This is a genomic window from Neobacillus terrae, assembly GCF_011393025.1.
Classification (GTDB): domain Bacteria; phylum Bacillota; class Bacilli; order Bacillales; family Cytobacillaceae; genus Neobacillus_A; species Neobacillus_A terrae.
Genome location: NZ_JAAOEO010000005.1, coordinates 275,015 through 298,526 on the forward strand (window position 1 = coordinate 275,015; position 23,512 = coordinate 298,526).

Sequence of the window (23,512 nt, forward strand, 5' to 3'; positions counted from 1 at the left end):
AGTTATAAAACCATTTTATGGCGGTGGGCGGGCAAATAATGTTACGAAGTTGTAACGTTATAATTCATGTTCCTTTGTCAGCATACATTCCCCCTTAATTCTTTAGAAAAGAACCAATAGATTCATATATTTCTTTCAGGTCCTCTATTGAATCCATTAAACTGAAAAGATTAAAAAATCCGTGGATAAGCCCTTCCTCTCTTTCCAGGATAACTTCTACACCTGATTTACGTAATTTTTCCGCATATACTTCACCCTCATCCCGGAGGGGATCATATTCTGCCGTAATGATAAGGGCAGGAGGCAAACCACTTAAATCTGGTGCGTTTAAAGGGGTTGCATATGGATGATTTCTCCACTCACTGTTTTGAACATATAATTTACTGAACAAACCCATGGAATCTGTGGTAAGAAAATATCCCTTTCCGTTTTCAATGTAAGAATCATACTTTCCAGGCTGATAGGAATCTGTTACAGGATAAAGGAGAACCTGCTTTGAAATCGATAATCCACCTTTTTCTTTAGCCATTAAGCAAACCACCGTTGCCAAATTTCCGCCAGCACTGTCTCCGGCAACGGAAATTTTTGTGTTATCCCCCTTTAATTCGGAAGCATTTTTATATACCCACTTTGCGGCTGCAAAACAATCATTAGGAGCTGCTGGAAAAGGATTCTCAGGTGCAAGACGATAATCAACAGCAACTAAGATATGCTGGGATGCATTCACAATGCTTCGGCAAACAGCATCATGACTTTCAAGATCTCCAAAAACAAATCCTCCCCCATGAAAAAAGACAACTATAGGGAAGGGACCTTGTCCTTCAGGTGTATAAATTCTAATAGGTATTACACTTTCTGGTCCCTGAATGCTGCGGTCTTCTACTTTATAAACAGCTTCCACCGTTCCTTTAACGGCGCTTGACCTTGAACGGATATCCTCTAAAGTAGGAGAATAGCCTTCTGGATACACAGGCAACAGGTTTTCTAAGAAATAATTCATTTTAGGATGCAAAACTGCCATTTTCAATAACCTCCTTTGTTTGAATAACACGGATACTAACTGGATAGTATAGTTTAAATACAAGAATTAGAGCTTTGTTAAATCATATCAACTAATTGGTAAAAAATACAATAAAATAACCCTCTGAAAAGTAAAGGTGAAAAATATTGATACATCGAGTGAGACCAAAGCCACAGGGAGATATTCATCCATCCCGACTTTTGCATATTAAAAGAAGGTTATGCCTGCATACTCCACTTCGTAAACAGAATGGCTGCGAACTACAGAGACTAACTAGTTTACATTTCTATAAACTTGTCCTATTAGTACAAAAAGGAAAAAGGCCGAAGGATCCCTTCAGCCTTTTGATTCTTTCATATCACTAAATAATGCAAGGTAGTATTTTACCTCTCCTACATCATTCTTTACTTCACTTATGGTAAGCCATTCTAAATAGAGTTCCCCATTCTTTCGTTTGTTCCAAATCTCACCCTGCCAATAGCCGTCTTTTAACATAGATGACCACATTTTTTCATAAAAGCTTTTTTCATATTTTCCTGACTGCAGGATTTTGGGTGATTTTCCTACAGCTTCTTTCGCTTCATAACCGGTTACTCTGGTAAAAGCTTCATTCACCTTTTGAATCACTCCACCGGTGTCAGTTACCATCAAGCTTTGCCCCACATTTTCAAGTATCTTTGTTTCAAGGCTTAATCTTTCGAGATAATACATCCAGACGATTATTACAAGGCTCGCCAATGCAAACATAGCAAGTGACATAAATCCAATGGCATAATGCCCTGTAATACCAAAAACGATTGTCAGTACAAGCGGTGGGAAGAAACCGCCCAAACCTCCCATAGCGGAAACGATCCCGTTTACGATTCCCGCTTGTTTTGAAAAATAATATGGGACTAGCTTAAAAATGGTTCCATTGCCAACCCCCGCGCAAAATGCACTGGTTAAACAGCCAACTGTATAGAGATTAATTGTTGGTGAAAATGAGAGCAGCACACCTGAAAAGGTTAGTCCTCCAAACACGAATAGTAAAATCACAAAAGGATTAACCTTATCAGCAAGCCAGCCTCCAATCGGCCGTAAAAGGGTTGCCAAAGTAATGAAACCGGCTGTTCTTAATCCGGCATCTACTGGAGTTAATCTGAAATTCGATACTAAAAAGTTAGGAAGATAAACGGTAAAGGCAACAAAAGATCCAAAGGTAATAAAATAAAATAAGCTTAAAAACCAAAGCTTTTCATTCTTATAAACACTTTTGATCTGCCCCAATAAGGGTTTGTTTACCTTTGGCTCGTTTCGGTCTCCGAACAGGAAGTTTAATAAGGCAAACAAAATAACCGGAATCAAAAACAATCTGATGGTATTTTCCCAGCCAATATTATTTGCAATTACGGGTGCCGAAAAGGATGTTATAGCCGTTCCGATATTACCAGCACCATAGATTCCATTTACAAAACCATGCCGTTCTTTTGGATAATATTTAGGAATCGATGTGACACCTATGGAGAAAACGGCTCCCCCCATCCCAAGGAACAATCCTCCAATAATTAAATCGGTAAAGGAATTAGCAGTACTAAGATAAAAAACAGGAAAAATCAAAATGATAAAGCTTATGAAAAAAATAATTCGTGCACCAAATCGGTTCGTCCAGTATCCTAGGAAAATTCTTAAGATGGAACCAAGAATGACCGGGACTGCTGTAACCAAAGCCACCTGGTTTGCATTAAGATCAATGTCCTGTTTAATTCTTGACATTAAGGAAGAAATAAGAACCCAAACCATAAAGCCGACAACCAAGCTTAGGGTTTGAAGAGGCAATTGCCATTTCTGCAAACGCATTTGCTTCTCTCCTTTCAATTTAGAAAAAAATGCAGTCGTTTTCCCTTTGGAAAAGAAGTTACATTTAATTATTACTAGAATAAACTACATTTGAATTGAAAACTGTAACAAACCTCACATTAAAATAATGTATGTATTTACAAAAACATCTGAAATATCAAAAAACCTTATCTTTACCATTAAAGCTTCTTCCATCTCCAAATAAATTACCTTATTCATTTCATCCAGCCTGTGCAACAGTCCTTTATATTCATAAAAGAAACCATCCTCCCATATCTTAATGGTCAACTTGCTGGCAAACTCCATTGCCAAAAGAAGCTTCTGTTCGATTTCCTCCCATTGATACTCATCTAAAAGAGGCTTTTCCACCTTTGAATCCTCCAGCCTGGCTTTCCTTATCATCGTCAATTGGTCAGGCAAAAAAGAAGCAGGCTGCCATTTTATCTTTCCGCGGCCTCTAATCCCCATCGTAATCCTCCTTTCTGTCCTTATCCCCATTATAGAACATCTGTTCGTAAAAGATGCAAAAGATAAACCATCTGCTTAAAAAAGATGGTTAAGTATTAATACTTATTCTTTTTAAAAACATTAGAAAAACTTGGTATACGCCAAGTCCTTTGCGGATGCATTAGTTTTACTTTGCATTCAGAAGTTATGGATATAAATTCTGATTAGCTAAAAAAGTGAGGCACCTATATAAGGTGCCTGTCACTTTTAACAGCTTGAAACTTACCGTAATGTTAAATTAGAAGCTACTGGAAGTACGTCTTCTGGAAGAGCGACGTCTTGATGTACGTCTTCTGGAAGTGCGACGTCTTGAAGAGCGGCGTCTTGAAGTGCGACGTCTTGATGAACGCCTTCTGGAAGTACGACGTCTAGAAGTACGACGTCTGGAAGTACGACGTCTAGAAGTACGACGTCTGGAAGTACGGCGTCTAGAAGTACGACGTCTGGATGTGCGTCTTCTGGATGAACGTCTTGATGAGCGTCTGCTTAAAGGCCCCATTGAAAATGGGTCTTCAAACAAAAATTCCCCTTCCCCGGCAATCAATAACTCATCCACTGCTCCTTGGATATCTTGAGGTGCAATTGTTTGTAGCATAAATTAACCTCCCTAAAGAATTTTAGAAAGATATGAAAGATGAATTTCATTCCTTTCTTACTTCATGCTACGCACTTCTTACTAAAAAGCCTGTGTTATTTGTCTATTTTCCAAAAAATGTATGAATTGCTATTATGGCTGTTCGTCCTTGTCATCCATAAGTAAAATTAAAATTTGATTAGTTGGGGTTAAAATACAAAGACATCGGTTTGTGACCTAAATCTTTAAAAGATGGGGAAACATGTTTTCAAGACAGTAAAAAGGATTATTACGAACCAAAGCTCGCAATAATCCTTTTTTTGTTCATTTATATGTTATCGATTCTTTTATACATTTCAATCATTTCTTTTACTAATTCAGACATTGTCTCAGCACTTAGCAGCTGGTCCTCAGCATGCATGAAGAGCATCGAAAATTCTACTTTATCACCGCTTGCTTCTTTCTGAATTAATGAAGCATGAATTTTGTGGCCCTGTACAAAAAACTGCCTGGACTCTTTTAACTTCTCTTCTGCTAATACATAGTCTCCATCTTTTGCTGCATAAAGAGCTTCCATCACTAAGCTTTTGGCTGTTCCCACATTACTAATCATGGAAAATGCTATCATATTAATGTCTGTTGTTTCTTCCATCATTTTAAACACACCTTTTTATATGTATTTATTCTTAAGCAACTTTTGAGTAGATAATTCCTCCTATGCTAAAACGCATTTATAACAAATTAACCAACATTTATAAGCGTTTTTCCGGTCTGGGCGGATTTTGGCAGCCCAAAAAAACCCTTAAGCATATAGGATGAAATACCGTCTATTGTAACTTGATATATTTGTTATCTCTCTCCTATCATAAAACCCGATTTTCAGATAGGAATCAAACGTAAAGTAACATTACTCTGCTTCCCCCTTATATTAGTATTCTATAAACTTTTAGAAAAATCCTTTTAAAATATAAGCGGCAATTTGTAAATAAACCGACAAAACTCCTATCATTCTAAACATACTTCACACGGTACGATTAACCTGATTATATCCTGCCAAGCGAGGACTATGTCATGAAGAAACAACTTGTTTCCCTGCAAAAGTATATTATTTATTTGCTAAAGATATTTATTTGGCCTATTTTAAGAAAAATAGTAATTTTAATAGAAGTCCTATCTGTACTGATATATGCAGCTGGAAAGATGAATTGGGAGCCTGCGGAAAACTGGGCTATTAACAAGTTAATCCGTCAGGAACCCTTGGGAAGGCAGACTTACATGCCATTTCAGGGAAAAGTTGATATAACCGATACAAAGGCATATAAAAAAGAGAAATATTTAGTTTTTAAAACCAACATTAAAAATACAGTTCAATTGCTAGCTTCAGAGATTGGAATTAGAGCAAGCAAACAAAATGACAAACTTACAAGTATCAGTGACGAAATTTCTAAAAATAGCAGGTTTAAGGACCTTTCTTTATATGAATTTAATATTAAAGAGTCGCCTGATACAAAAGCTGTTTTAACCGATTGGGATATTATTAAAGATAATCTTAAGGATGGTTTCCGTGCCCTATTAGATATGGTAAATGTCAAGATTATCACGGAAGATGGAAACCAATGATTGTTAAGGTTGTAGAAGACAAACCGCTCATCGCTGAATATGATTCAGCTTCAACGCTTCGGTAATCTTGATTTGGCTCTGGCCGCTTATAATGCAGGACCTGGTAATGTATTGAACTCAAGGTATTTGTATATCTCTGAAACTCAATACTATAACCGCAGTGTACCAGCTTTGGCTAAAATATATGAGCGAAAATTTACAGAGGCCGCAAATGCTGCTAAAACGAACAAAAAAGACAGGAAATAGCAATCCTGTCTTTTTGATTATCTATTAATCATGGAAGTTTGTTCCATCGGTAGTAGCTTTAATAATTCCGGCACGGATAACATAGTCTCCGAAGTGCTCGCCTTCCAGGCGTTCCTTGGCATAGCCAGGGAGAAGTACACGCAATTCGTTAAGTATTTCTTCTTCACCAATGTTTTCGCGGTACATTTTGCTCAAACGGCTTCCATCAAAAGCGGCTCCCAAATACATATTGTATTTGCCTACTGCTTTTCCAATAAAGCCGATTTCCGCCAATGCATGGCGTGCACATCCATTTGGACAGCCTGTCATACGTACTGTGATTTCTTCATTGTGCAATCCGCTCTCATCAATGATTTCATCAATTTTATCAATCAGTTGCGGCAGATAACGTTCAGCTTCGGCAAAAGCCAATCCACAAGTAGGAAGGGCTACGCAAGCCATTGAGTTGCGTCTTAGTGCAGAATATTGGCTTCCATCCGTTAAACCAAATTTTTCTACAAGCTCACTGATCTGTTTCTTTTTCTGGCTTGAAACATTGCCAATAATCAGGTTCTGATTAGCTGTAAGGCGGAAGTCTCCTTTATGGACTCTGGCGATTTCTCTTAACGCTGTCTTCAGCTGGTAACCATCAATATCGGCAACACGGCCGCCTTCAATAAACAGAGTTAAGTGCCATTTTCCCTGTATACCTTTTACCCATCCATATCGGTCACCGTTATTTTCAAAATGATAAGGCCTTGCTTCGTCGAGGCTCCAGCCAAGGCGGTTTTCAAGCTCTTCCTTCACATTTTCTAGACCCAGGCGGTCAACAGTATATTTGAAACGCGCGTTTTTACGGACAGAACGGTTTCCATAGTCACGCTGGATGGTAATTGTTTTTTCAGCAACTTCATAAAGCATATCAGGCTTAACGAAGCCAATCACCTTGGCTACTTGCGGATATGTTACCGTATCACCATGGGTCATTCCCATTCCGCCGCCGATTGCCACGTTAAAGCCAACTAGCTCCCCATCTTCCACAATAGCGATGAATCCAAGGTCCTGTGAAAAGACATCTATATCATTTGATGGAGGAACTGCAATCCCAATTTTGAATTTACGAGGCAGATAAAGCGGACCGTACATTGGTTCGATTTCTTCTACTTCCGGAGTTCCAGCCACTTTTTCTTCATCCAGCCAAATTTCGTGATAGGCACGAGTTCTTGGCAATAGATCATTACTCAATTTTTTAGACCATTCGTAAACTTCCGCATGAATCTCAGACTGGTATGGATTAGACGTGCACATTACGTTACGGTTTACATCGCCGCAGGCAGCAATCGTATCCAGTAAAGCTCCATGGATTTGCTGGATTGTGCTTTTCATGTTCCATTTAAGGATTCCGTGCATTTGGAAAGTTTCACGTGTTGTAAGCTTCAATGTACCGTTTCCATATTTATCAGCAAGTTCATCCATTACTAGCCATTGAGATGGTGTGGCAACTCCTCCTGGCATGCGAACTCGCAGCATAAATTGGTATGCAGGCTCGAGCTTTTGTTTCTCACGTTCATTACGCAGATCGCGATCATCCTGCAAATAGCTTCCGTGGTGTTTCATTAGTCGGTTGTCGTCTTCAGGAATTCCGGCAGAGATCCGGTCAAGCATTACTTCCTTCAGAGTACCGCGTAAATAGTTACTCCGTTCTTTGATTCCTTCAACATCACTTGGCGGGCCTTCAGGCGCTTTTAAAATTGGATTCACCATGGTGTCAGTACTCCCTTCCATTTAAATCAGTATACATCTCGCTGATAACGTTGTTGCTGCTGCATTTGAGCTAGATATTCTTTTGCTTGCTCAGTGCTCATTACGCCTTCTCTGGCAATTATATCGATCAGAGTATTGTGGACATCATGGGCCATATTCTTTTCATCTCCGCAGATGTAAACCACTGCTCCATCTTCAAGCCAATTAAATAGTTCTTTGCTTTGTTCAAGCATTCTGTGCTGGACATAAACCTTTTCATCGGTATCGCGTGAAAACGCAACATCCATTCTTGTCAGAACACCGTCTTTAAGCCATTTTTGCCATTCAGTTTGATAAAGGAAATCCGTTCTAAAGTGCTGGTCACCGAAGAACATCCAGGACTTGCCTTCTGCACCGTTTTCCTCTCGCTCCTGCATGAATGCACGGAATGGTGCCACACCTGTACCTGGTCCTAGCATGATAATTGGTGTTTCAGGATTTTCAGGAAGCTTGAAGTTGTCGTTATTCTGAACATATACGGACACTGTATCACCTGGCTGTATACGGTCAGCAGTAAAGATGGAGCATACTCCATTCCGTTCCCGGCCGTGTGCCTCGTAGCGCACAGCGCCAATCGTTAAATGAACCTCTTCAGGATTAGCATTTAAGCTGCTGGAAATCGAATACAGGCGAGCTGGTATTTTTCGAAGAATAGAGACAAACTGCTGAGGAGACTCTCCCCATTGTCCGAAATCCCGAACTAAATCTAGTAAATCGCGACCATCCAGGTATCCCTTTAATTGCTCTTCATTCCCAGGTGCTACAAGCTTTTTCAAATCTTCATTATTTGATAGCTCCGCCACTTTTTGAAGAAGAGGCTTCGTTAACACAGTTATTTCATAGTAAGAAGTCAGCGCGTCCTTAAACGAACGGCCATCTCCCTGTTTGACAGTTACCGTTTCTTCCGGATTCCATTTCAATTCTTCAAGAAGAAGTTCTACTAATACAGGATCATTTTCAGGAAGAACTCCAAGACTGTCTCCGGGCTGGTATTCAAGACCTGAGCCTTCAAGAGACAATTCAAGATGGCGTGTTTCTTTATTTGAGCCACGGCCATTTAGATTTAAATTTTCAAGAACCTCTGCTTTAAAAGGATTGTTACGGGAATAAACTGTTCCAACTGTTTGAGGCACACCAGGTATTAAATCCTGTGCGGCGGTCCCATCTTGGGCTTCATTTAGGCTGCGAATGACTCCTTGAAGCCATTCAGCTGCAGGCTCATCATAATCAAGATCGCAGTCAAAGCGCGGATAAAGCCTCGTTCCGCCAAGCTCTTCAAGCTTCTTATCAAATTCCTTGCCTGTTTGGCAGAAAAATTCATAAGAGCTGTCCCCTAAAGCCAAAACAGAGAAGTTAAATCCGTCAAGTTTAGGAGCGCGTCTTCCGTGCAAAAACTCATGGAATACAAGTGCATTGTCAGGCGGATCTCCTTCCCCTTGTGTGCTTACAATAATAAGAAGATTTTGAACCTTCTTTAGGCTATTTGGTTTAAAATCCTTCATGGAAGAAAGAGTAACTTGATACCCTTGGCCTTCCAATGTTTTAGCCGCATTCTTCGCAAGCCCCTGGGCGTTCCCTGTTTGCGACCCGAATAAAACCGTTACTTCCTTAGAAACTGCCTGCCCGCTATTTACCGTTGGATCGCTGCCCGCAATTGTGTCAACAGCTGCACCAGACTGAGAAGCGGCTAAATACCCGCTTAGCCAGAATCGTTGAGATTCTGTCAAGGTTGGCAGAAGACGGTTAAGGAGCTCTGCCTGCTCCTGATTAAACGGACTGTTTATTACCTGAAGTTGCAATGTGTCCACCTCACAAAGGAATTTAAACTTATCAAACGTCAATTTTGAAAATGACGGATTCTAACAATCTTTTATTATCGTATTTCGTTTGTTACATGAGATAATCTTATCTTAGTTTGACAATTCCTATAAGTCAAGTCGGTTTTAATAAAGACATGCCTTTATAATGACGTATCCATTACTCTAAACTATTCTAATTTGACTTTACCTAAACGAGAAGCATTAGTAAAATACATATTAATTATCGTAACGATTAAGATTCTTAATAATAACTATGTATTCCCTTTCATTTTTAATTTTAAGGCTCTGTTAAACTTGCCAGTTAATTTCCGCTTTCCTCGCTTGCCTTCCGATCCAAGCATCATCGTGCAAAATCAACAATAAGCTTAAACATAGCCAATTTTACAACCTCCGCAGCTTACTTGAGCACAAACTCACCCAATAATCTCGCAAGAAAGTTCTCAATACCCCCTATAAGGAACAAACTGACTCTAATATAGCTTTAAATCTTCTTAATGTCCTTTTCCTTTTCATTAAAATTGCTTATCCCCACTTGCAGTTGCTATCATTTTATTAGAATAAGAGGAAAGGGTGAAATGGATGCTTTATACATACTTAGGGAAATCAAAAGTTAAAATTCCGGTTATAGGGCAAGGAACTTTTAAGTTTGGTGAAGATCCTGCTTCTGCAAAGGAAGAAATTGAAGCGTTAAGATTTGGGATTGAAAATGGGTTGAGTTTGATTGATACTGCCGAGGGATATGGTAAGGGAGGTTCAGAAAGGATTGTTGCTGAAGCTACACAGGACTGTCGAAGCAATGTCTTTATTTCTACAAAGGTTCTAGCCCGAAATTGTTCGTACCAGGGCATTATTGACGCGGCAGAAGCAAGCCTTGAAAGATTAAAGACCGATTATATTGATTTGTACTTTCAGCATTGGCCAAGCAAGGATTATGAGGTAGAAGAAACCATGCGCGGAATGGCTTATTTAGTTGAAAAAGGGCTTGTGAAACATATAGGTGTCAGTAACTATACCCCTGAATTAATGGAAGAGGCTCAAAAAGCACTTGGGGGATACGCCTTAGCCTGCAACCAGGTAGGCTACCATTTAAATGACCGACGGATTGAAAATAATGTTCTGCCATTCTGCCAGGAACAGAATATAACTATTATGGGCTACTCCCCTTTCGGCTATGCACCTGAGTTATTTGGCGGTCTTGGGTTCCCTCATGAAGGTACAGAACAAAGACAGACCCTAAACCAAATCGGAGCGAAATATGATAAAACGGCATATCAGGTAGCACTCAATTGGATTCTTAGACAGGAAAGCCTCGTATCCATACCTAAAGCAAAAAACATTGAACATATTAAAAGCAATTTGGGTGCTCTCGGATGGAATCTGTCTCAGGAAGATGTAAAGCTAATTAATCAGTGGTTTCCAAGACCAGCAGAAAGCATGCCTTTAGAAAAATATTAATAATCCTTATCCCCCTTTCAAAGGGGGATATTTTTTATAGAAATGATGTATCTCATTTGAAAATCCTCGGTCATTTGCTTTCATTTTTCACCCCTTTATCTCTCACATGTGAAATCTACCCTTCTTCACAGAATTGACACATTTGCTTTAAAAGTTTTTTATGAAATTCGACATTTTAATATAAAGTTAAACATTAAACATCCTTAGGTCTATATTGGCAGGTTGGATTTTTCTAGAGATATGTCGAAAATGGACTGGTTTGGTCGTTATTTTTTCGTTTAGTGCCAATGAGTCGTTTGTTACAATGGAAAACGTAATTGCTTAGACACACAAAATAAAGGAGCTAAATTATCAAATTTACTCATCACATAGAAAAGCATCAGGATACCCTATCACTTACCTCCGAGGAGGAAGTGGAATTAGAAGAGCACTACTACAAGCTTTGGGAAGACGACCATTTATAGGTCTTTAAAAATACGCCCCTGGAGGAACATTCATGACACAAAAACAATGTATTGCTTTGCTATTAGCTGGTGGCAGAGGTTCAAGATTAAGGGAATTAACTGAATATATAGCAAAACCAGCCATTCCTTTTGGAGGAAAGTATAGAATAATTGATTTCACGTTAAGTAATTGCAGTAATTCGGGTATTGATACAGTTGGTGTTCTTACACAATATCAGCCTCATACCCTGCAAAATTATATTGGTGACGGAAAACATTGGGATTTAAACAGAAGGAATGGCGGAATAACTATTCTTCCCCCTTACCAGTGTGAAAAGGGTGAAAGATGGTACGAAGGAACCGCCCATGCAGTTTTCCAAAACATTCGTTATATTGAAAGCTACAACCCGGAATACGTCCTAATTATATCGGGTGATCATATCTATAAAATGGATTATAGTAAAATGCTTGATCAGCATAAGGAAACTCAGGCAGATGCAACCATTTCAGTTATTCACGTGCCATGGGAAGAAGCAAACAGATTTGGAATAATGAACGTGGAACCCCATTCCGGCAGAATTGTGGATTTCGAAGAGAAGCCTGAAGATCCAAAATCCAATCTAGCTTCTATGGGGATATATATTTTCAATTGGAAGCTCTTGAAAGCATACTTAGAAAACGAGGAAAAAAACCTTTTCTCTTCCAAAGATTTTGGGAAAGATATTATCCCTTCCATGATTGGTGATAACCGTGATGTTTATGGCTATCACTACAAGGGATATTGGAAGGATGTCGGTACGATTCCAAGCTTTTGGGAAGCAAATATGGATTTGTTATCGGTTGACTCAAATACCATACTCCAAAAAGAGGATTGGACCATTTATACCCATGAACAAATTAAGCCCCCTGCTTATATAGACAGAAAAGCAAATCTGGATCAATCATTGGTAAGCGAAGGCTGCAAAGTGTTTGGAGATGTTGAACACTCTGTTCTCTTCTCCGGAGTGACGATTGGAAAAGGAGCCGTAATTAAGGATTCTGTCATTCTGCCTAATACGATAATTGGTGAAAATGCCAAAATTAATCGAGCGGTGATAGGAAGCGGATCTATCATCAAGGCTAATTCCAGAGTAGGAGAAGATTCACCATATAGCGAAATCACCTTAATTGGAGATAACCAAACCGTTATTCCAGAAGCTGTAAAGAACCACGCAGTTTAATAGTTTCAACTGACGGGTTTACCATTCCCAATGGAAAAAGTAATGCCCTAAACAATCAAATTCCTCGTAAAAAATATCATCTAGATCAGTGAAGCCCATTTCTTTTGTGATAAAGGAAATGGGCTTTTATATTGTTATAAATAAATCCTTGCCCATAAAGTGAACATTCCCATCTATTCTAAGATAATTGGAATTATGTGTTAAAATCATCAAAGGAGAGTGAATAGGAGAATAGGAGGCCGTATGAAGAAAAAATTAATTATTCCGATTGCAATTATAATCATTTTATTTTTAACATGGTGGACTAAATATTTGTTTTTTGTACCCCTTTTCCACGCTGGACCAAATAACACTTTGATTTCTATGAATACCAAACTAGTATTAGTGACTATTTCTCCCGAAGCAGAAAAATTAGGTATCCACATCCCAAGTTTTATCCCATTTTGGAAAACAATAGGCGAAGTTGATGGAGAAATGAAAGGTACTTTGTGAGAGTTTAAGGATAAAGGAAAAACGTATGTATCATATTATCCCGATGGAAAGATGCGTGTAGGAAGCGTTTATAAATACTCTTCTAAATAACTATTTCCGAACTACCGGTTCAAAACTACTGCCCCATTAAATGATTAGGCTCTATTCGTAAACTTTGTTGTTTATAATAGCAAAAAAAGACTCGCTTTCCGCGGGCAATCCGCGAGCCTGTCAAACTTCAGCACCTAGCCCCTCGAGGTCGCTTCAGTCCTGACTTTGAAGTAAAGAACGACTTCATCGTCAGGCCCTCCAGCGCTTGTCGGGGCTGAACAAGGCGCTTCCGTTCTTCTTTCTCCTCGGTCGCTAACGACCTGCGGGGTCTCGCCTGGTTTGCTTTTCCCGCTGGAGTCTCGCCTATTTTTGCTCATAGTTTCTTCAAGTTGCAACTATCTTTTAGAAAAGAGCCCATGATTAAAAAAAATACGCTTTGGATTAGCCCCCAAAGCGTGTTTGTTTTTTATCGGTTAGGTAATTATAGATTTTCACCTTGTGGAAAACTCCGAACTAGGTTATTGTAATCCAGCTCCAGCGCCCAGCCCCTCGGGGTCATAAGCCAAATCACTTCAGAAATCAGGATTTCCTACGTGATTCGTCTTATGCCTGTTGGGGCTAACCAGGGCGCTTGCGCCTTTTGTTCTGCGTTATAAATTAACATATATCTCAGAGTGCATTTTAGCTTACAAGCTAGATATTGACTAATCATTATACGCACAAAAAACAGGTAGGATAAACCTATTGCTAATTCGAAAAATAACCCCCGTCAAATCAACATTTATGGGCAAATTAAATGTATTTTTACCTTTTTCAATCTTCCTTCTTTTAAATTGGATGGTGCATTTTCGGAAGAATTGGATGGTTAATAATTAATCAGGCAGCGTTATTATATATAAGTGTGATTCAATCTATACCCTTTTATATTTAAGAAAAGGTGGTTCCTGGTAATAGGAATCTCAAATATTTTCAAAGTGGTGAGACTGATATTGGCACCCCCTTTTCAAGGGTGTCTAAATCAAGCTAGAGTTTCGGAGGTGATGAAATATGACTTGGGTTGTGGTACTTTCTTTAGTTCTCATAAGTCTTGTTAAAATAGTAATGACCTGCCTGCCAACTGGTGTTGTAGAATGGCTAATCAGCAAATTTAAATTACATGCTGAACTAAATGAAGCAAATGCTATTATATCTATCAACGGAAAACCATTAGCGGTTGAAGATAAAAAACAAGTAATCAATTATTTTAACGAGGCTACTTTTTTACAACGTTATTATATATGGCCCGGAAACGAGGAAACGTATTTACATCCAGAGAACGGTATAACTCCTTTAGTCATTGATACAAAAAGAGGCAAAATGGATGTTAGGTTATTGGTGTTCAGCTATGCCGACCATATTGATGTCGTAAAACAATATAAAAAGAAAGTCATTGCCTATAGTGTACTTTCAGATGGCCTCCAAAAAGGGGCTATGTCATCATAAGAAAAACTTGGCGATTAGCGAGCCTTCGTTGAGAGCAGAGCCGTAGTTGCCATTATGCGATTAGAATTTATAGATTTAAATTCTTATTAGCTAAAAAAGACGGTCCTTTAAGACTGTCTTTTTATTTTTTAATTTATTCTAGGTGGATATTGTAGAAAGGGCATCAGCAAACCTTTTGATTCCTTCATTAATATTTTCTTCCTTTTCCCTTCCAAACGTAAAACGCACAAACCCCTTTTCAGATCCCATCGTGGAGCCAGGAACATATATGACTCCTCTTTTAATTGATTCTTCCAGCAATTGTACTTCATTAAACTCATTTTTAATCCTGCACCATAAATGAATTCCTCCCTGAGGAATGTAAAAATCAACTTGCTCCTTTAAAAAGTAATGAAGGCTCGCGACTATTTGGTCTTTTCTGTTTTCAAGCTCACTTACTAAACTTTTGATATGCATTTCAAACTTTTTGGATTCTAAAAAGTCATTTGCAATCCATTGACTGTAACTGGCATGTCCAAAGTCCACTTGTTGCTTGGCATCAGATAACCTTTCTATTACTGCCCTTGGCCCTATAATCCACCCTATTCTCAAACCTGAAGCGACAATTTTTGTCAGTGAACTAATATATAAAACATTTCCATTACAATCTTGTGATTTGAGAGTTTGAATTTTTTCACCTGAAAAGGAAGTTAAGCTGTAGGGATCATCTTCCACGACTGGAATCCCATATTCTGAAGATAATTCAAGAACTCTTTTTCGTCGTTCTTCAGCCATTAGTACACCTGTAGGATTTTGAAAAATAGGATTCAAAAATATCATCTTGATACGATGCTTTTTGTATAAATCACTTATATCGTCTGGATTTATACCTTCCTGATCGACTTTTAAATAGTACGTTTTAATTCCTGCTGATTTAAATATCGGCAGATTATAATTATATGATGGATTTTCTATAGCAACTGCGTCTCCGGGTTTCAACAAACATTGAACAACAAGATGCAAAGCTTGCTGAGCTCCGGATGTAATTAATATAGATGATGGGTTTGTTTCTATACTGCGGTATAGTTTCACATGGTTAGAAATAGTTTCCCTAAGCATAGCGTTTCCCTGGGGATGGTCATATCCCAATGTGCCTATAAAGGACCTGTTTGATGTAATCTCTCTAAGGGAACTCATAGGGAAAAGATCTTCAGATAATTCACCGCTTGCTAAATTTATTAGTTTATTTTCCACGGATTTCTGCCGTATTTTTTGAGTAACAGGTAAATTGGGCAAAAACGATCCAGCTTCAATGTACCTATTCCAGCTTGGGATTCGTTTTTTGGTAATTCCCCAAATATCTTTGCTGATTGTTGTGCCGCTTCCTCGGTTTCTTTCAATTAGACCTTTTGATTCCAATTCGTCATAGGCAGCAATTACAGTGCTTCTATTTATTCCAAGTTCTTTAGCGAAACTTCTTTCTGAAGGCAAAGATCTATCCGGAGGAAAAGTCCCATCACCGATCCCATTCTCAATATATCCAGCAAGTTGTTTATAAATAGGTACTCTAGATTCTCTGTCAGGTTGCCAATCCATATGCTACATCCTTAATTTAATTTAGGTATTGTTTTACTATAATAACTCATTACTAAAACCAAATAAATAATCTATAGCCTATGACTATAGATTAGACATTCATTCTTACGTTAACCAAATATAGATTCCTAGTGAAGTTAACGCCAAAAAAATAATCACTACATAAATTAAGGTTAAGTTAGTTGTATTTCTTTTGGTTGAACTGCTGTAGTCTTCATCAGACTTTCCGGTTAATAATAAAGTTGAAACTACAGATAAGATTAATATAAAGATAACCAACCCAAACATAATGTCCATGCTGCACCTCTTATCATTTTAATCACTTAAATACTTTAATCATATCGTAATGGGGAAATATTTTAACCATCCAATTTACATAAAAATCCACCATCCATTTTGAAAATTAAAACCATTAAAAAGTCCGCCACAACTGGCGGACTTCACTATATTTTATTATTCAATTCTTCTGCTAATACTCCATAAACAACGTGGTCTACGAAATGATCATATAACCATTCGGCTTGCCGTATCGTTCCTTCCTTTACAAAGCCCAGTTTTTCCGGAATGCTTCTGCTTTTTTTATTCCCCGCTGCAGCTCTAATTTCAACTTTATTTAATTTGAGATGCTTAAAGGCATAATCAGTCAAGGCTTTAGCAACCTTTGTCATTATTCCATTCCGCTGGTATTCTTCTCCCAGCCAATAACCAATATATGCTGTTTTGTTTGACCAATTGATACTATTGAACCCAGCGACTCCCACCACTTCACCGCAGAATAAAATAGCGGTAGTCATGCTCTTATTTGCTGCATAACCGTTTAAAGTACCCTGAATAAATTCCTTAGAATCCTCCACTTGGGTTGTAAAATCGAGCCAAGCCAGCCACTCTTTAAGATGATTCCTTGATTTGTCGGTTAGCTCAAAAACTCTTTCAGCATCATTTAAGTCTAATAATCTTAAAGATATTTCTTCATCAATATTATGTACAAACATCATACATCCCCCCTGTTGTTATCATACACAAATCTCTTTATAAAGAATACTAATGAAAAAACCACCATGTGCAGTGGCACAAGGTGGTTATATAGGTTAAACTCCTTTATTTACAGGCTGCATGTCAGGGTTGATATTTTGAACTGGTTCATTTTTATCTTTCATTCGGCTATAAATATTTGCGAGAACTGAACCGGATAGGTTGTGCCATACACTGAAGATGGCACTTGGTACTGCCGCTAATGGCGAAAAATGAGCTGTAGCGATGGCGACACCCAATCCTGAATTCTGCATACCAACTTCCATTGATACTGCTTTTTGTTTCGCCAGGTCCATACCACACAACCGAGCAAAGAAAAAGCCTAATAAAAATCCAAGAAGATTATGCAGGATTACTACACCAAAAATAAGCAAACCAGTTTGTGCTAGTTTTTCAGCACTTCCGGCTACGACACCAGATACGATTAACACTATAGCAATAACGGAAACAAGTGGCATTGCTTTTGCTCCGGCTTTTGCTTGTTTTCCAAAGAACTTTTTAATGATAAAGCCAACAAGTAAAGGAACAATGATTACTTGGACGATAGATAGGAATAAGGAAGCTACGCTGATATTAACCCATTTGCTTGCAAACAGCAGAATCAGCAGCGGTGTTACTATTGGAGCAAGAATAGTAGATACAGAGGCAATCGCTACTGCAAGCGCCACATTTCCTCTTGCAAGAAACACCATAACATTGGAGGCAGTTCCACTCGGACAGCAGCCCACTAAAATAACCCCCACCGCTACATCCTTTGGTAAATCCAGTCCGACCGCCAGCAAGAAGGCAATAACTGGCATGATAACAAAATGCCCGATAACTCCAAGTGACACTTCCTTTGGCCGTTTCAGTACTTCTTTAAAATCAGATAACTCAAGTGTCAGGCCCATTCCAAACATGACAATACCTAACAAAGGAACAATGTAACCTCCCACCCACTTGAAATTCTCTGGCATAAGATAGGCAAGGACAGCAAAGACCAAAACCCAGAGTGTAAATGTCTTACCAGCAAAGCCGCTGATCTTCTCGATGACTCCCATTAAAAACCCTCCAAATACTTTTCTAATTTTTCTAACAATTAATTTATTTTATTATACTAGTCCAAATATTTTTAAAAATCAATACATCATTGAAAAATATTTTGGTATCCGAAATAATGATAGCGCTTACTAAAATTATTCCTCCCAGAAACATGAAAAAAGCTTGCCTTCAAAAAGAAGAAAAGCTTTTCTCAATCTATTAGATTATCTACCAGGCGAAACTAATATAAAATCTGTCCTATAAGAAATTCATTTTGATATTACTTGGTTTTCCCTAACATTTAATTCATTCGAAATTGAATAAAATTTAATGTTTCTATAATCAATTCCATCTTAAAAAATTACCTTTGATGTTGCCTGTCTCTTATGTAGCTGCATATATCAAATTATAAGTTTATATAGTGTGTGGAGTTGGGGCGAATCTCGTCTTTATGAAATCCATATGCTTTATAATATTTAGCAGCCTCTTCGGTATCTGTATGTAACACTAAAACATTAAAATAGTTTTTTGCTTCCGAAACGATTGTATTTAATAAAAGTGTTCCTATCCCTTTTCTCCGGTAAGCATCAGAAACATAAAATCTCCTTAGCCTGCAAACTTTTTCATCCCCTGAAAACGGGTCTATATTTAATCCACCTATAGCAATCAGGGTTCCTTGTTGATTAAAGACTCCAAATAAAGACTCTCCGTCCTTATCAAAGGTATTCTCTCCATTTTTATAATCATTTACTAACCGATCAAGAAATCGGAAGCCGTTTTCCTTACTTTCCAAAACTAAATGAGAATACTCAATAGATAACAAATTCTTTATTTTTTCAACTTCGAAATCACACATTTTATTAAACTACCTCCAATTTTTAAAAGGCTCTGATGGAAGTTTAACTACTATAGAATTACCTGGCATTACTTCCCCGCCTTCCAGTACGATTCCCATGATTCCAGACTTACGAACAAGGTTTCCTTCTGCATCTTTACTCAGAACAGCTTTCATCAGTCCCGGCTGAAAATGGTCTATTTGGGAACAAGGGTTATGCAGGCCCGTTATTTTAACCTGAGCTGTTTGACCAATAAATAATATAGTTTCCTTTGGAAGTTCAAGAAGATTCAATCCAGTTGTTGTAATATTTTCACCCATTTGTCCAGGTTCAATGGTATAGCGGGACCCTAACTCCTCAAATAGTTCTGTATGAATAAGGTGTACTTGTCTTAAATTAGGCTCTTCTGGATTTTGTGCCACCCGTGATCGATGCTTCACAGTTACACCAGAATGAGCATCTCCTTCAACTCTTAATCCTTTCAATAATTTTATTGAAGTTTGATTTTGCTTACTAAAGGTATGTTTAGCGCTCATGCTGACAGCCGCGACATTTCCTCTAATTGTCCAGTTAATTATTTTTCTCCATCGTCTTCCCCCAGTGTTTATTTTTTCGTTAATAATAATAACCCTTTTCCAATGTTAGACTGATACGTTTTAAAGTTCTTATCATTATGAACCAGGTTCATAAAATCCTGTAATTCTGTTTGATGAGAAATAATATTATCCACCACTATTAATCCATTCTTTTTCAAAATGGTTCTTAAATGCTCCCACCATTCAACATACTCTTTTCGGTCGGAGTCCAAAAAAATCATGTCAATTGAATCCCTCTGTAATTCTTTTATGTACTCCCCTGCATCCTGAACAATTAGGTTTATCCATTTTTCCATGATCGCTTTTTCGAAATTACTCTTTGCCATCTCAGCTTTACTTGGAGAATATTCCACTGTTGTAACTTTTCCTTCATTCTCTGAAACGCTATCCGCAAGCCATAAAGTAGAAAAACCATTTGAAGTGCCTATCTTCAAGAATGTTTGTGGCTTTTATTAAAGAGGCCATAAATGAGAGGAATTGAGCCGTATCCAAGGTTACATTTCTCATTCTTTTCGACTTATTTGTTTCTTCCCTGTCATTCTCCACTCCAAAGTTTTCAAGCTCTTTTAAAAATCCTAATAGTTTTGAATCCATAAAATCACTTCTCCCATTAAATAGTTTAATTCTACAAAAATATAGAACTCCCCTTCAAACTGAAAAATAGTTCTAAAAAACTAACAATAAATCTGCTAAAAAATAAAACTCCACCTTTGGACTTACGACTTAATATTCATTTTGAAAATTCTGACATTTATTTATTCTTCCAATCTCATAACAATGGTAACATTTACTTGTTTATACATATTTTGGAGGGATGGATGTTATGAAGACATTGAAGAAGTCATTCATTTTTTTAGCTAGTTTTTTAACATTAGCATCTACAGCCTATGCTAAACCTAAACAGCCAGGATTATCAGAATTTCCGATGCCGGTTGATTTACAGTCATGGGAACTTCCCCGTGATATGACCTGGAATGATTATAAGCCTGTTCCGGGCATCGACTGGAATACATCTGACGTAAAACCTGATCGAGTCATAAGGGGAGCATTAATTCTAGTTGATTTTCCGGACAGACCCTTCATTTTGAGCCAGCAGCGAGGTGCTGAGATTGCCGGTAACCCTATCGGAACTGGGAATATTCCACGTGATCAGATGGGCAAGTTTTGGGAAGACTTCCTTAACAAACCTTCGAGTCTCAATCACTATCAAACTGTCAATGGTTACTGGAGAGAGAATTCCTTTGGAAAATGGAAAATTGAATTAAAGGCATTTGGCCCTTACCGTATGGATGGAAATGAGTTTGAATACGGACTGAATGAGTTTGGCCAGCAGGCAAATATGCCTTCAGGCTTTAAGGGCAGGAGCCTGAGAACAGAAGCTGTTGAAAAAGCTAAGGCGGATATAGCTGCATCAGGCGAAAACTTCGATTTCCGATTTGTCATACATTCCGGTTATGACGAGTCCGGTGTGTGGCAGGAATTTGGTGAAATGATGTTTCAAAATGCTGAATCCGTTACAAATCCCTTCGGCCCTGGCATAACTGGTATGCCAAATGCCGCAAAAACGCGCTATGTTCCATGGACTTCCTGGTATGCAGCGAAAGGGATTTGGTCAAGCGCCGGCGGTGGTACATCCCTCCAGGGTGAAAATGATGGAATGGGAACCTTTGCACATGAGTTCGGACATATTATGACTCTTGGTGACAACTACAATAATCCTTATGGAATTCCAGTATCCCGTTCCTACTCCGGTCCATGGGAATTGATGAGCCGCGGCAGCTTTAATGGTCCCGGCGGTCCTCACACCCGCTGGCAGGTTCCATCCCTTTTAGGCGCATCAGCTCCTTCTCATCATATGCTTCGGAATAAAATCAAGCAGGGCTTCCTTACACCCGATCAATATCTAAGCCTTGACCGTGACAAGCTTGCAGAAAGCGGTCCCGTTTTCACTGATATTGTTTCACGTGAGGTACCGACTGGTAATGCTTTTGAAAGGCAAGGTCTGCATGGCATTAATATAAGCATGGTAGATAACACCCCTGTTAACTCTTTAAATGATGATTGGCGGGCCGATATGCAGCGTGGTGCGCAGTGGTACAATAACTACACTCTGGAAGTTGTAGACCGGGTTGGCTTTGATTCATTCCAGCCTGATTCAGGTGTATTATTAGCAAAGACAAAGAACACGGAGGCTGCACCAAACATTTGGGTCATCGACTCTCATAAGGAAGATATTAATCTGCCTGATTTCAATAGGCCAGATGGAACAACCTCTATGCTATCCAAAGGAGATTACCAGCAGCTCGCAGATGGTCTTTTCAAGGCAGGAACCGGTGAAGGAGTTGTCAGCGAATATACTGATGAAAATAACCGGCTCCATTTTTACATTTTAGGAAAAAAACGTGACTCAGCCGGCGCCCTTTCCTACCGGGTTGCAGTCCGAAATATCGACGGTTCAGGTCCATATGCCCGCGGAGTTCAGGCATTTAATAGCACATCCGAATTTGCAGCTCCTGGAAAAATCGCTGTCTACAACTTCAATGTAACAAATACCGGAGAAGCGACCGATCTCATTCGTCTTAATGTAAAAACAGATGCCGGCTGGCAATTGCAGCTTCAAAATAATGTAATCGAAGTAGAAGCAGGAAAAACCGTAACTGTTCCAGTGTTTGTGAAAATACCTAAAAATAGCTCCGATGGAGTTCAGCCAGTTCCTACATCACTTACCTTTACTGCCACTTCGGAGACAGAAACAAGTAAGACAGTTAATGTTTTACGCATTGTTGGACCTGGAAACGGAAAATAAATGACTAATGTGTAAAGAGAATGCATTTTCGCATTCTCTTTTCTTTTTTTTATATAAGAAGCACATAAAGTTTGGAAATTTGTAACAATCTATACAGGACGAAAAAACATCTTTGAGGAGAAATATTATGGTTATGTACAAAGATATTACGATTGAATTGATAGTAGGCTTTTTGGCTCTTCTGGTTATGTTAAAACTATTAGGGAAAATTCAGTTTTCACAAATAACCCCTTTTGATTTTATCACTGGACTGGTAATGGGAAATCTTGTGGGTGATGCCATTTTTGATTCCAAAATTGGGTTAAAACAAATACTATTTAGTATTCTCGTTTGGGGTTTACTAATCTACAGTGTGGAGTTTTTAACTCAAAAATCTTCCTACCTTAGAGCCATACTAGAAGGCAAACCTACTATGTTAATTTATAAGGGACAAATTGTTTTTAAGAATTTAAAGAACAACTATATTGATTTAAATCAGCTGCAGCATCTTATGAGAAAACAGGGTTACTTTTCTATTTATGATGCTGAATATGTGATTTTGGAACGAGATGGACAGATCAGTGTTGCACCAAAGTTTGAGAGTGGAGTCCCAAAGAATCAAGACTTAAATATTCCTAAAAAAGAAGTTAACCTGCCCTTCGCTGTTATTATGGACGGGAAAGTAGTGGCTGAAAATCTTAAAGAAGCTGGCCGTGATGAGGAATGGCTTAAAAATCAATTATCTAAGAAAAAAATAAAAGAATTTAAAGAAGTGTTATATGCCGAGTGGCAGGAAAACCAGGGGCTAAAAGTAATGAAATATAGCTAAAATTTAGATATTTCACACTGCTTATATATACTTTTCTTGTTGCGGTTGGTATAATTTTGATTTGTAATATATTTTAATTCTTTGAAAGGAGAATCTCTATGAAGAATCAAGACACCCTCAAAATAGAAGCATCTGAAGAACTTTGCAAACACATAGAGTTCCTTAGAAAAGAGTTAATAAGGATTGGTTTAGAACTTGGATTAAACAGCAGCGAGGCTATTTCTATTAGCCAGGAACTCGACAAATACCTAGCTGTTTGCCAGAAATGCTGTCCACAAGAATGTCATCAGAAAACTATAAATATCGGCTAA

Annotated in this window: 21 protein-coding genes; 8 read left to right on the forward strand and 13 right to left on the reverse strand. The window is 38.3% G+C overall.

Going from position 1 to position 23,512, the window contains the following annotated elements; translation table 11 throughout:
- Window positions 1–94 precede the first annotated feature (94 nt).
- From G8761_RS09715 to G8761_RS09730, 4 genes are all read right to left on the reverse strand, one after another.
- Window positions 95–1,021 (reverse strand): alpha/beta hydrolase, encoded by a 927-nt coding sequence (locus G8761_RS09715; protein ID WP_166026011.1) that lies wholly within the window; start codon window positions 1,019–1,021, stop codon window positions 95–97.
- Between the two features lie 336 nt (window positions 1,022–1,357).
- Complete coding sequence (locus G8761_RS09720) at window positions 1,358–2,857, reverse strand: nitrate/nitrite transporter (RefSeq protein ID WP_166026013.1); 1,500 nt, start codon at window positions 2,855–2,857, stop codon at window positions 1,358–1,360.
- A 114-nt stretch (window positions 2,858–2,971) separates the two neighbouring features.
- Window positions 2,972–3,325, reverse strand: coding sequence for a YolD-like family protein (locus G8761_RS09725; RefSeq protein WP_166026015.1), 354 nt, complete (start codon window positions 3,323–3,325; stop codon window positions 2,972–2,974).
- A gap of 941 nt (window positions 3,326–4,266) precedes the next feature.
- Window positions 4,267–4,593, reverse strand: a complete 327-nt coding sequence (locus tag G8761_RS09730; protein WP_166026017.1) for a PTS sugar transporter subunit IIA — start codon at window positions 4,591–4,593, stop codon at window positions 4,267–4,269.
- A gap of 416 nt (window positions 4,594–5,009) precedes the next feature.
- Here G8761_RS09730 and G8761_RS09735 point away from each other — a divergent pair, with 416 nt between their 5' ends.
- Window positions 5,010–5,558: a hypothetical protein gene (locus G8761_RS09735; protein ID WP_166026019.1), complete on the forward strand. Its 549-nt coding sequence runs from the start codon at window positions 5,010–5,012 to the stop codon at window positions 5,556–5,558.
- 270 nt (window positions 5,559–5,828) lie between these two features.
- Here the strand turns inward: G8761_RS09735 and cysI are convergent, their stop codons facing one another.
- Both cysI and G8761_RS09750 read right to left on the reverse strand, forming a co-directional pair.
- Window positions 5,829–7,547 (reverse strand): assimilatory sulfite reductase (NADPH) hemoprotein subunit, encoded by a 1,719-nt coding sequence (gene cysI, locus G8761_RS09745; RefSeq protein ID WP_166026021.1) that lies wholly within the window; start codon window positions 7,545–7,547, stop codon window positions 5,829–5,831.
- A gap of 26 nt (window positions 7,548–7,573) precedes the next feature.
- Window positions 7,574–9,385, reverse strand: a complete 1,812-nt coding sequence (locus G8761_RS09750) for an assimilatory sulfite reductase (NADPH) flavoprotein subunit (RefSeq protein WP_166026023.1) — start codon at window positions 9,383–9,385, stop codon at window positions 7,574–7,576.
- Window positions 9,386–9,985: 600 nt separating this feature from the next.
- Between G8761_RS09750 and G8761_RS09755 the strand changes: the two genes are divergently transcribed.
- The 4 genes from G8761_RS09755 (at window position 9,986) to G8761_RS09770 (ending at window position 14,528) form a co-directional block, all read left to right on the forward strand.
- On the forward strand, window positions 9,986–10,861 hold the full coding sequence (locus G8761_RS09755) for an aldo/keto reductase (RefSeq protein WP_243449971.1): 876 nt from the start codon (window positions 9,986–9,988) through the stop codon (window positions 10,859–10,861).
- 496 nt (window positions 10,862–11,357) lie between these two features.
- Window positions 11,358–12,524 (forward strand): glucose-1-phosphate adenylyltransferase, encoded by a 1,167-nt coding sequence (locus tag G8761_RS09760; protein ID WP_166026027.1) that lies wholly within the window; start codon window positions 11,358–11,360, stop codon window positions 12,522–12,524.
- Between the two features lie 243 nt (window positions 12,525–12,767).
- Window positions 12,768–13,016, forward strand: a complete 249-nt coding sequence (locus tag G8761_RS09765; protein ID WP_166026029.1) for a hypothetical protein — start codon at window positions 12,768–12,770, stop codon at window positions 13,014–13,016.
- A 1,077-nt stretch (window positions 13,017–14,093) separates the two neighbouring features.
- Entirely contained in the window at window positions 14,094–14,528 is a 435-nt protein-coding gene (locus G8761_RS09770; protein WP_166026031.1) for a YfmQ family protein, read from the forward strand.
- 138 nt (window positions 14,529–14,666) lie between these two features.
- Here G8761_RS09770 and pdxR read toward each other — a convergent pair whose 3' ends face one another.
- From pdxR to G8761_RS09810, 7 genes are all read right to left on the reverse strand, one after another.
- Window positions 14,667–16,103, reverse strand: a complete 1,437-nt coding sequence (gene pdxR, locus G8761_RS09775; protein WP_166026033.1) for a MocR-like pyridoxine biosynthesis transcription factor PdxR — start codon at window positions 16,101–16,103, stop codon at window positions 14,667–14,669.
- A 443-nt stretch (window positions 16,104–16,546) separates the two neighbouring features.
- On the reverse strand, window positions 16,547–17,095 hold the full coding sequence (locus G8761_RS09785) for a GNAT family N-acetyltransferase (RefSeq protein ID WP_166026212.1): 549 nt from the start codon (window positions 17,093–17,095) through the stop codon (window positions 16,547–16,549).
- A 96-nt stretch (window positions 17,096–17,191) separates the two neighbouring features.
- Complete coding sequence (locus G8761_RS09790; protein WP_166026037.1) at window positions 17,192–18,175, reverse strand: bile acid:sodium symporter family protein; 984 nt, start codon at window positions 18,173–18,175, stop codon at window positions 17,192–17,194.
- 386 nt (window positions 18,176–18,561) lie between these two features.
- Window positions 18,562–19,011, reverse strand: a complete 450-nt coding sequence (locus G8761_RS09795; protein ID WP_166026039.1) for a GNAT family N-acetyltransferase — start codon at window positions 19,009–19,011, stop codon at window positions 18,562–18,564.
- Between the two features lie 9 nt (window positions 19,012–19,020).
- Entirely contained in the window at window positions 19,021–19,527 is a 507-nt protein-coding gene (locus G8761_RS09800) for an MOSC domain-containing protein (RefSeq protein WP_166026041.1), read from the reverse strand.
- Window positions 19,528–19,595: 68 nt separating this feature from the next.
- Window positions 19,596–20,021, reverse strand: a complete 426-nt coding sequence (locus G8761_RS09805) for an O-methyltransferase (protein WP_166026043.1) — start codon at window positions 20,019–20,021, stop codon at window positions 19,596–19,598.
- Entirely contained in the window at window positions 19,972–20,181 is a 210-nt protein-coding gene (locus G8761_RS09810; RefSeq protein WP_166026045.1) for a hypothetical protein, read from the reverse strand. Before G8761_RS09810 ends, G8761_RS09805 begins: the two co-directional genes overlap by 50 nt.
- A 229-nt stretch (window positions 20,182–20,410) precedes the next feature.
- Between G8761_RS09810 and G8761_RS09815 the strand changes: the two genes are divergently transcribed.
- From G8761_RS09815 to G8761_RS09825, 3 genes are all read left to right on the forward strand, one after another.
- Window positions 20,411–22,393, forward strand: coding sequence for a M6 family metalloprotease domain-containing protein (locus G8761_RS09815; protein ID WP_166026047.1), 1,983 nt, complete (start codon window positions 20,411–20,413; stop codon window positions 22,391–22,393).
- Window positions 22,394–22,520: 127 nt separating this feature from the next.
- On the forward strand, window positions 22,521–23,201 hold the full coding sequence (locus tag G8761_RS09820) for a DUF421 domain-containing protein (RefSeq protein WP_420800237.1): 681 nt from the start codon (window positions 22,521–22,523) through the stop codon (window positions 23,199–23,201).
- Window positions 23,202–23,299: 98 nt separating this feature from the next.
- A complete protein-coding gene (locus tag G8761_RS09825) occupies window positions 23,300–23,512 on the forward strand; it encodes an aspartyl-phosphate phosphatase Spo0E family protein (protein WP_166026050.1) in 213 nt (70 codons plus the stop codon).

Coding starts and splice junctions, on each gene's coding strand:
- G8761_RS09715 (WP_166026011.1), bottom strand. CDS start 1,021: ATGGCAGTTTTGCATCCTAAAATGAATTATTTCTTAGAAAACCTGTTG.
- G8761_RS09720 (WP_166026013.1), bottom strand. CDS start 2,857: ATGCGTTTGCAGAAATGGCAATTGCCTCTTCAAACCCTAAGCTTGGTT.
- G8761_RS09725 (WP_166026015.1), bottom strand. CDS start 3,325: ATGGGGATTAGAGGCCGCGGAAAGATAAAATGGCAGCCTGCTTCTTTT.
- G8761_RS09730 (WP_166026017.1), bottom strand. CDS start 4,593: ATGATGGAAGAAACAACAGACATTAATATGATAGCATTTTCCATGATT.
- G8761_RS09735 (WP_166026019.1), top strand. CDS start 5,010: ATGAAGAAACAACTTGTTTCCCTGCAAAAGTATATTATTTATTTGCTA.
- cysI (WP_166026021.1), bottom strand. CDS start 7,547: ATGGTGAATCCAATTTTAAAAGCGCCTGAAGGCCCGCCAAGTGATGTT.
- G8761_RS09755 (WP_243449971.1), top strand. CDS start 9,986: ATGCTTTATACATACTTAGGGAAATCAAAAGTTAAAATTCCGGTTATA.
- G8761_RS09760 (WP_166026027.1), top strand. CDS start 11,358: ATGACACAAAAACAATGTATTGCTTTGCTATTAGCTGGTGGCAGAGGT.
- G8761_RS09765 (WP_166026029.1), top strand. CDS start 12,768: ATGAAGAAAAAATTAATTATTCCGATTGCAATTATAATCATTTTATTT.
- G8761_RS09770 (WP_166026031.1), top strand. CDS start 14,094: ATGACTTGGGTTGTGGTACTTTCTTTAGTTCTCATAAGTCTTGTTAAA.
- pdxR (WP_166026033.1), bottom strand. CDS start 16,103: ATGGATTGGCAACCTGACAGAGAATCTAGAGTACCTATTTATAAACAA.
- G8761_RS09785 (WP_166026212.1), bottom strand. CDS start 17,095: ATGTTTGTACATAATATTGATGAAGAAATATCTTTAAGATTATTAGAC.
- G8761_RS09790 (WP_166026037.1), bottom strand. CDS start 18,175: ATGGGAGTCATCGAGAAGATCAGCGGCTTTGCTGGTAAGACATTTACA.
- G8761_RS09795 (WP_166026039.1), bottom strand. CDS start 19,011: ATGTGTGATTTCGAAGTTGAAAAAATAAAGAATTTGTTATCTATTGAG.
- G8761_RS09800 (WP_166026041.1), bottom strand. CDS start 19,527: ATGAGCGCTAAACATACCTTTAGTAAGCAAAATCAAACTTCAATAAAA.
- G8761_RS09810 (WP_166026045.1), bottom strand. CDS start 20,181: ATGGATTCAAAACTATTAGGATTTTTAAAAGAGCTTGAAAACTTTGGA.
- G8761_RS09815 (WP_166026047.1), top strand. CDS start 20,411: ATGAAGACATTGAAGAAGTCATTCATTTTTTTAGCTAGTTTTTTAACA.
- G8761_RS09820 (WP_420800237.1), top strand. CDS start 22,521: ATGGTTATGTACAAAGATATTACGATTGAATTGATAGTAGGCTTTTTG.
- G8761_RS09825 (WP_166026050.1), top strand. CDS start 23,300: ATGAAGAATCAAGACACCCTCAAAATAGAAGCATCTGAAGAACTTTGC.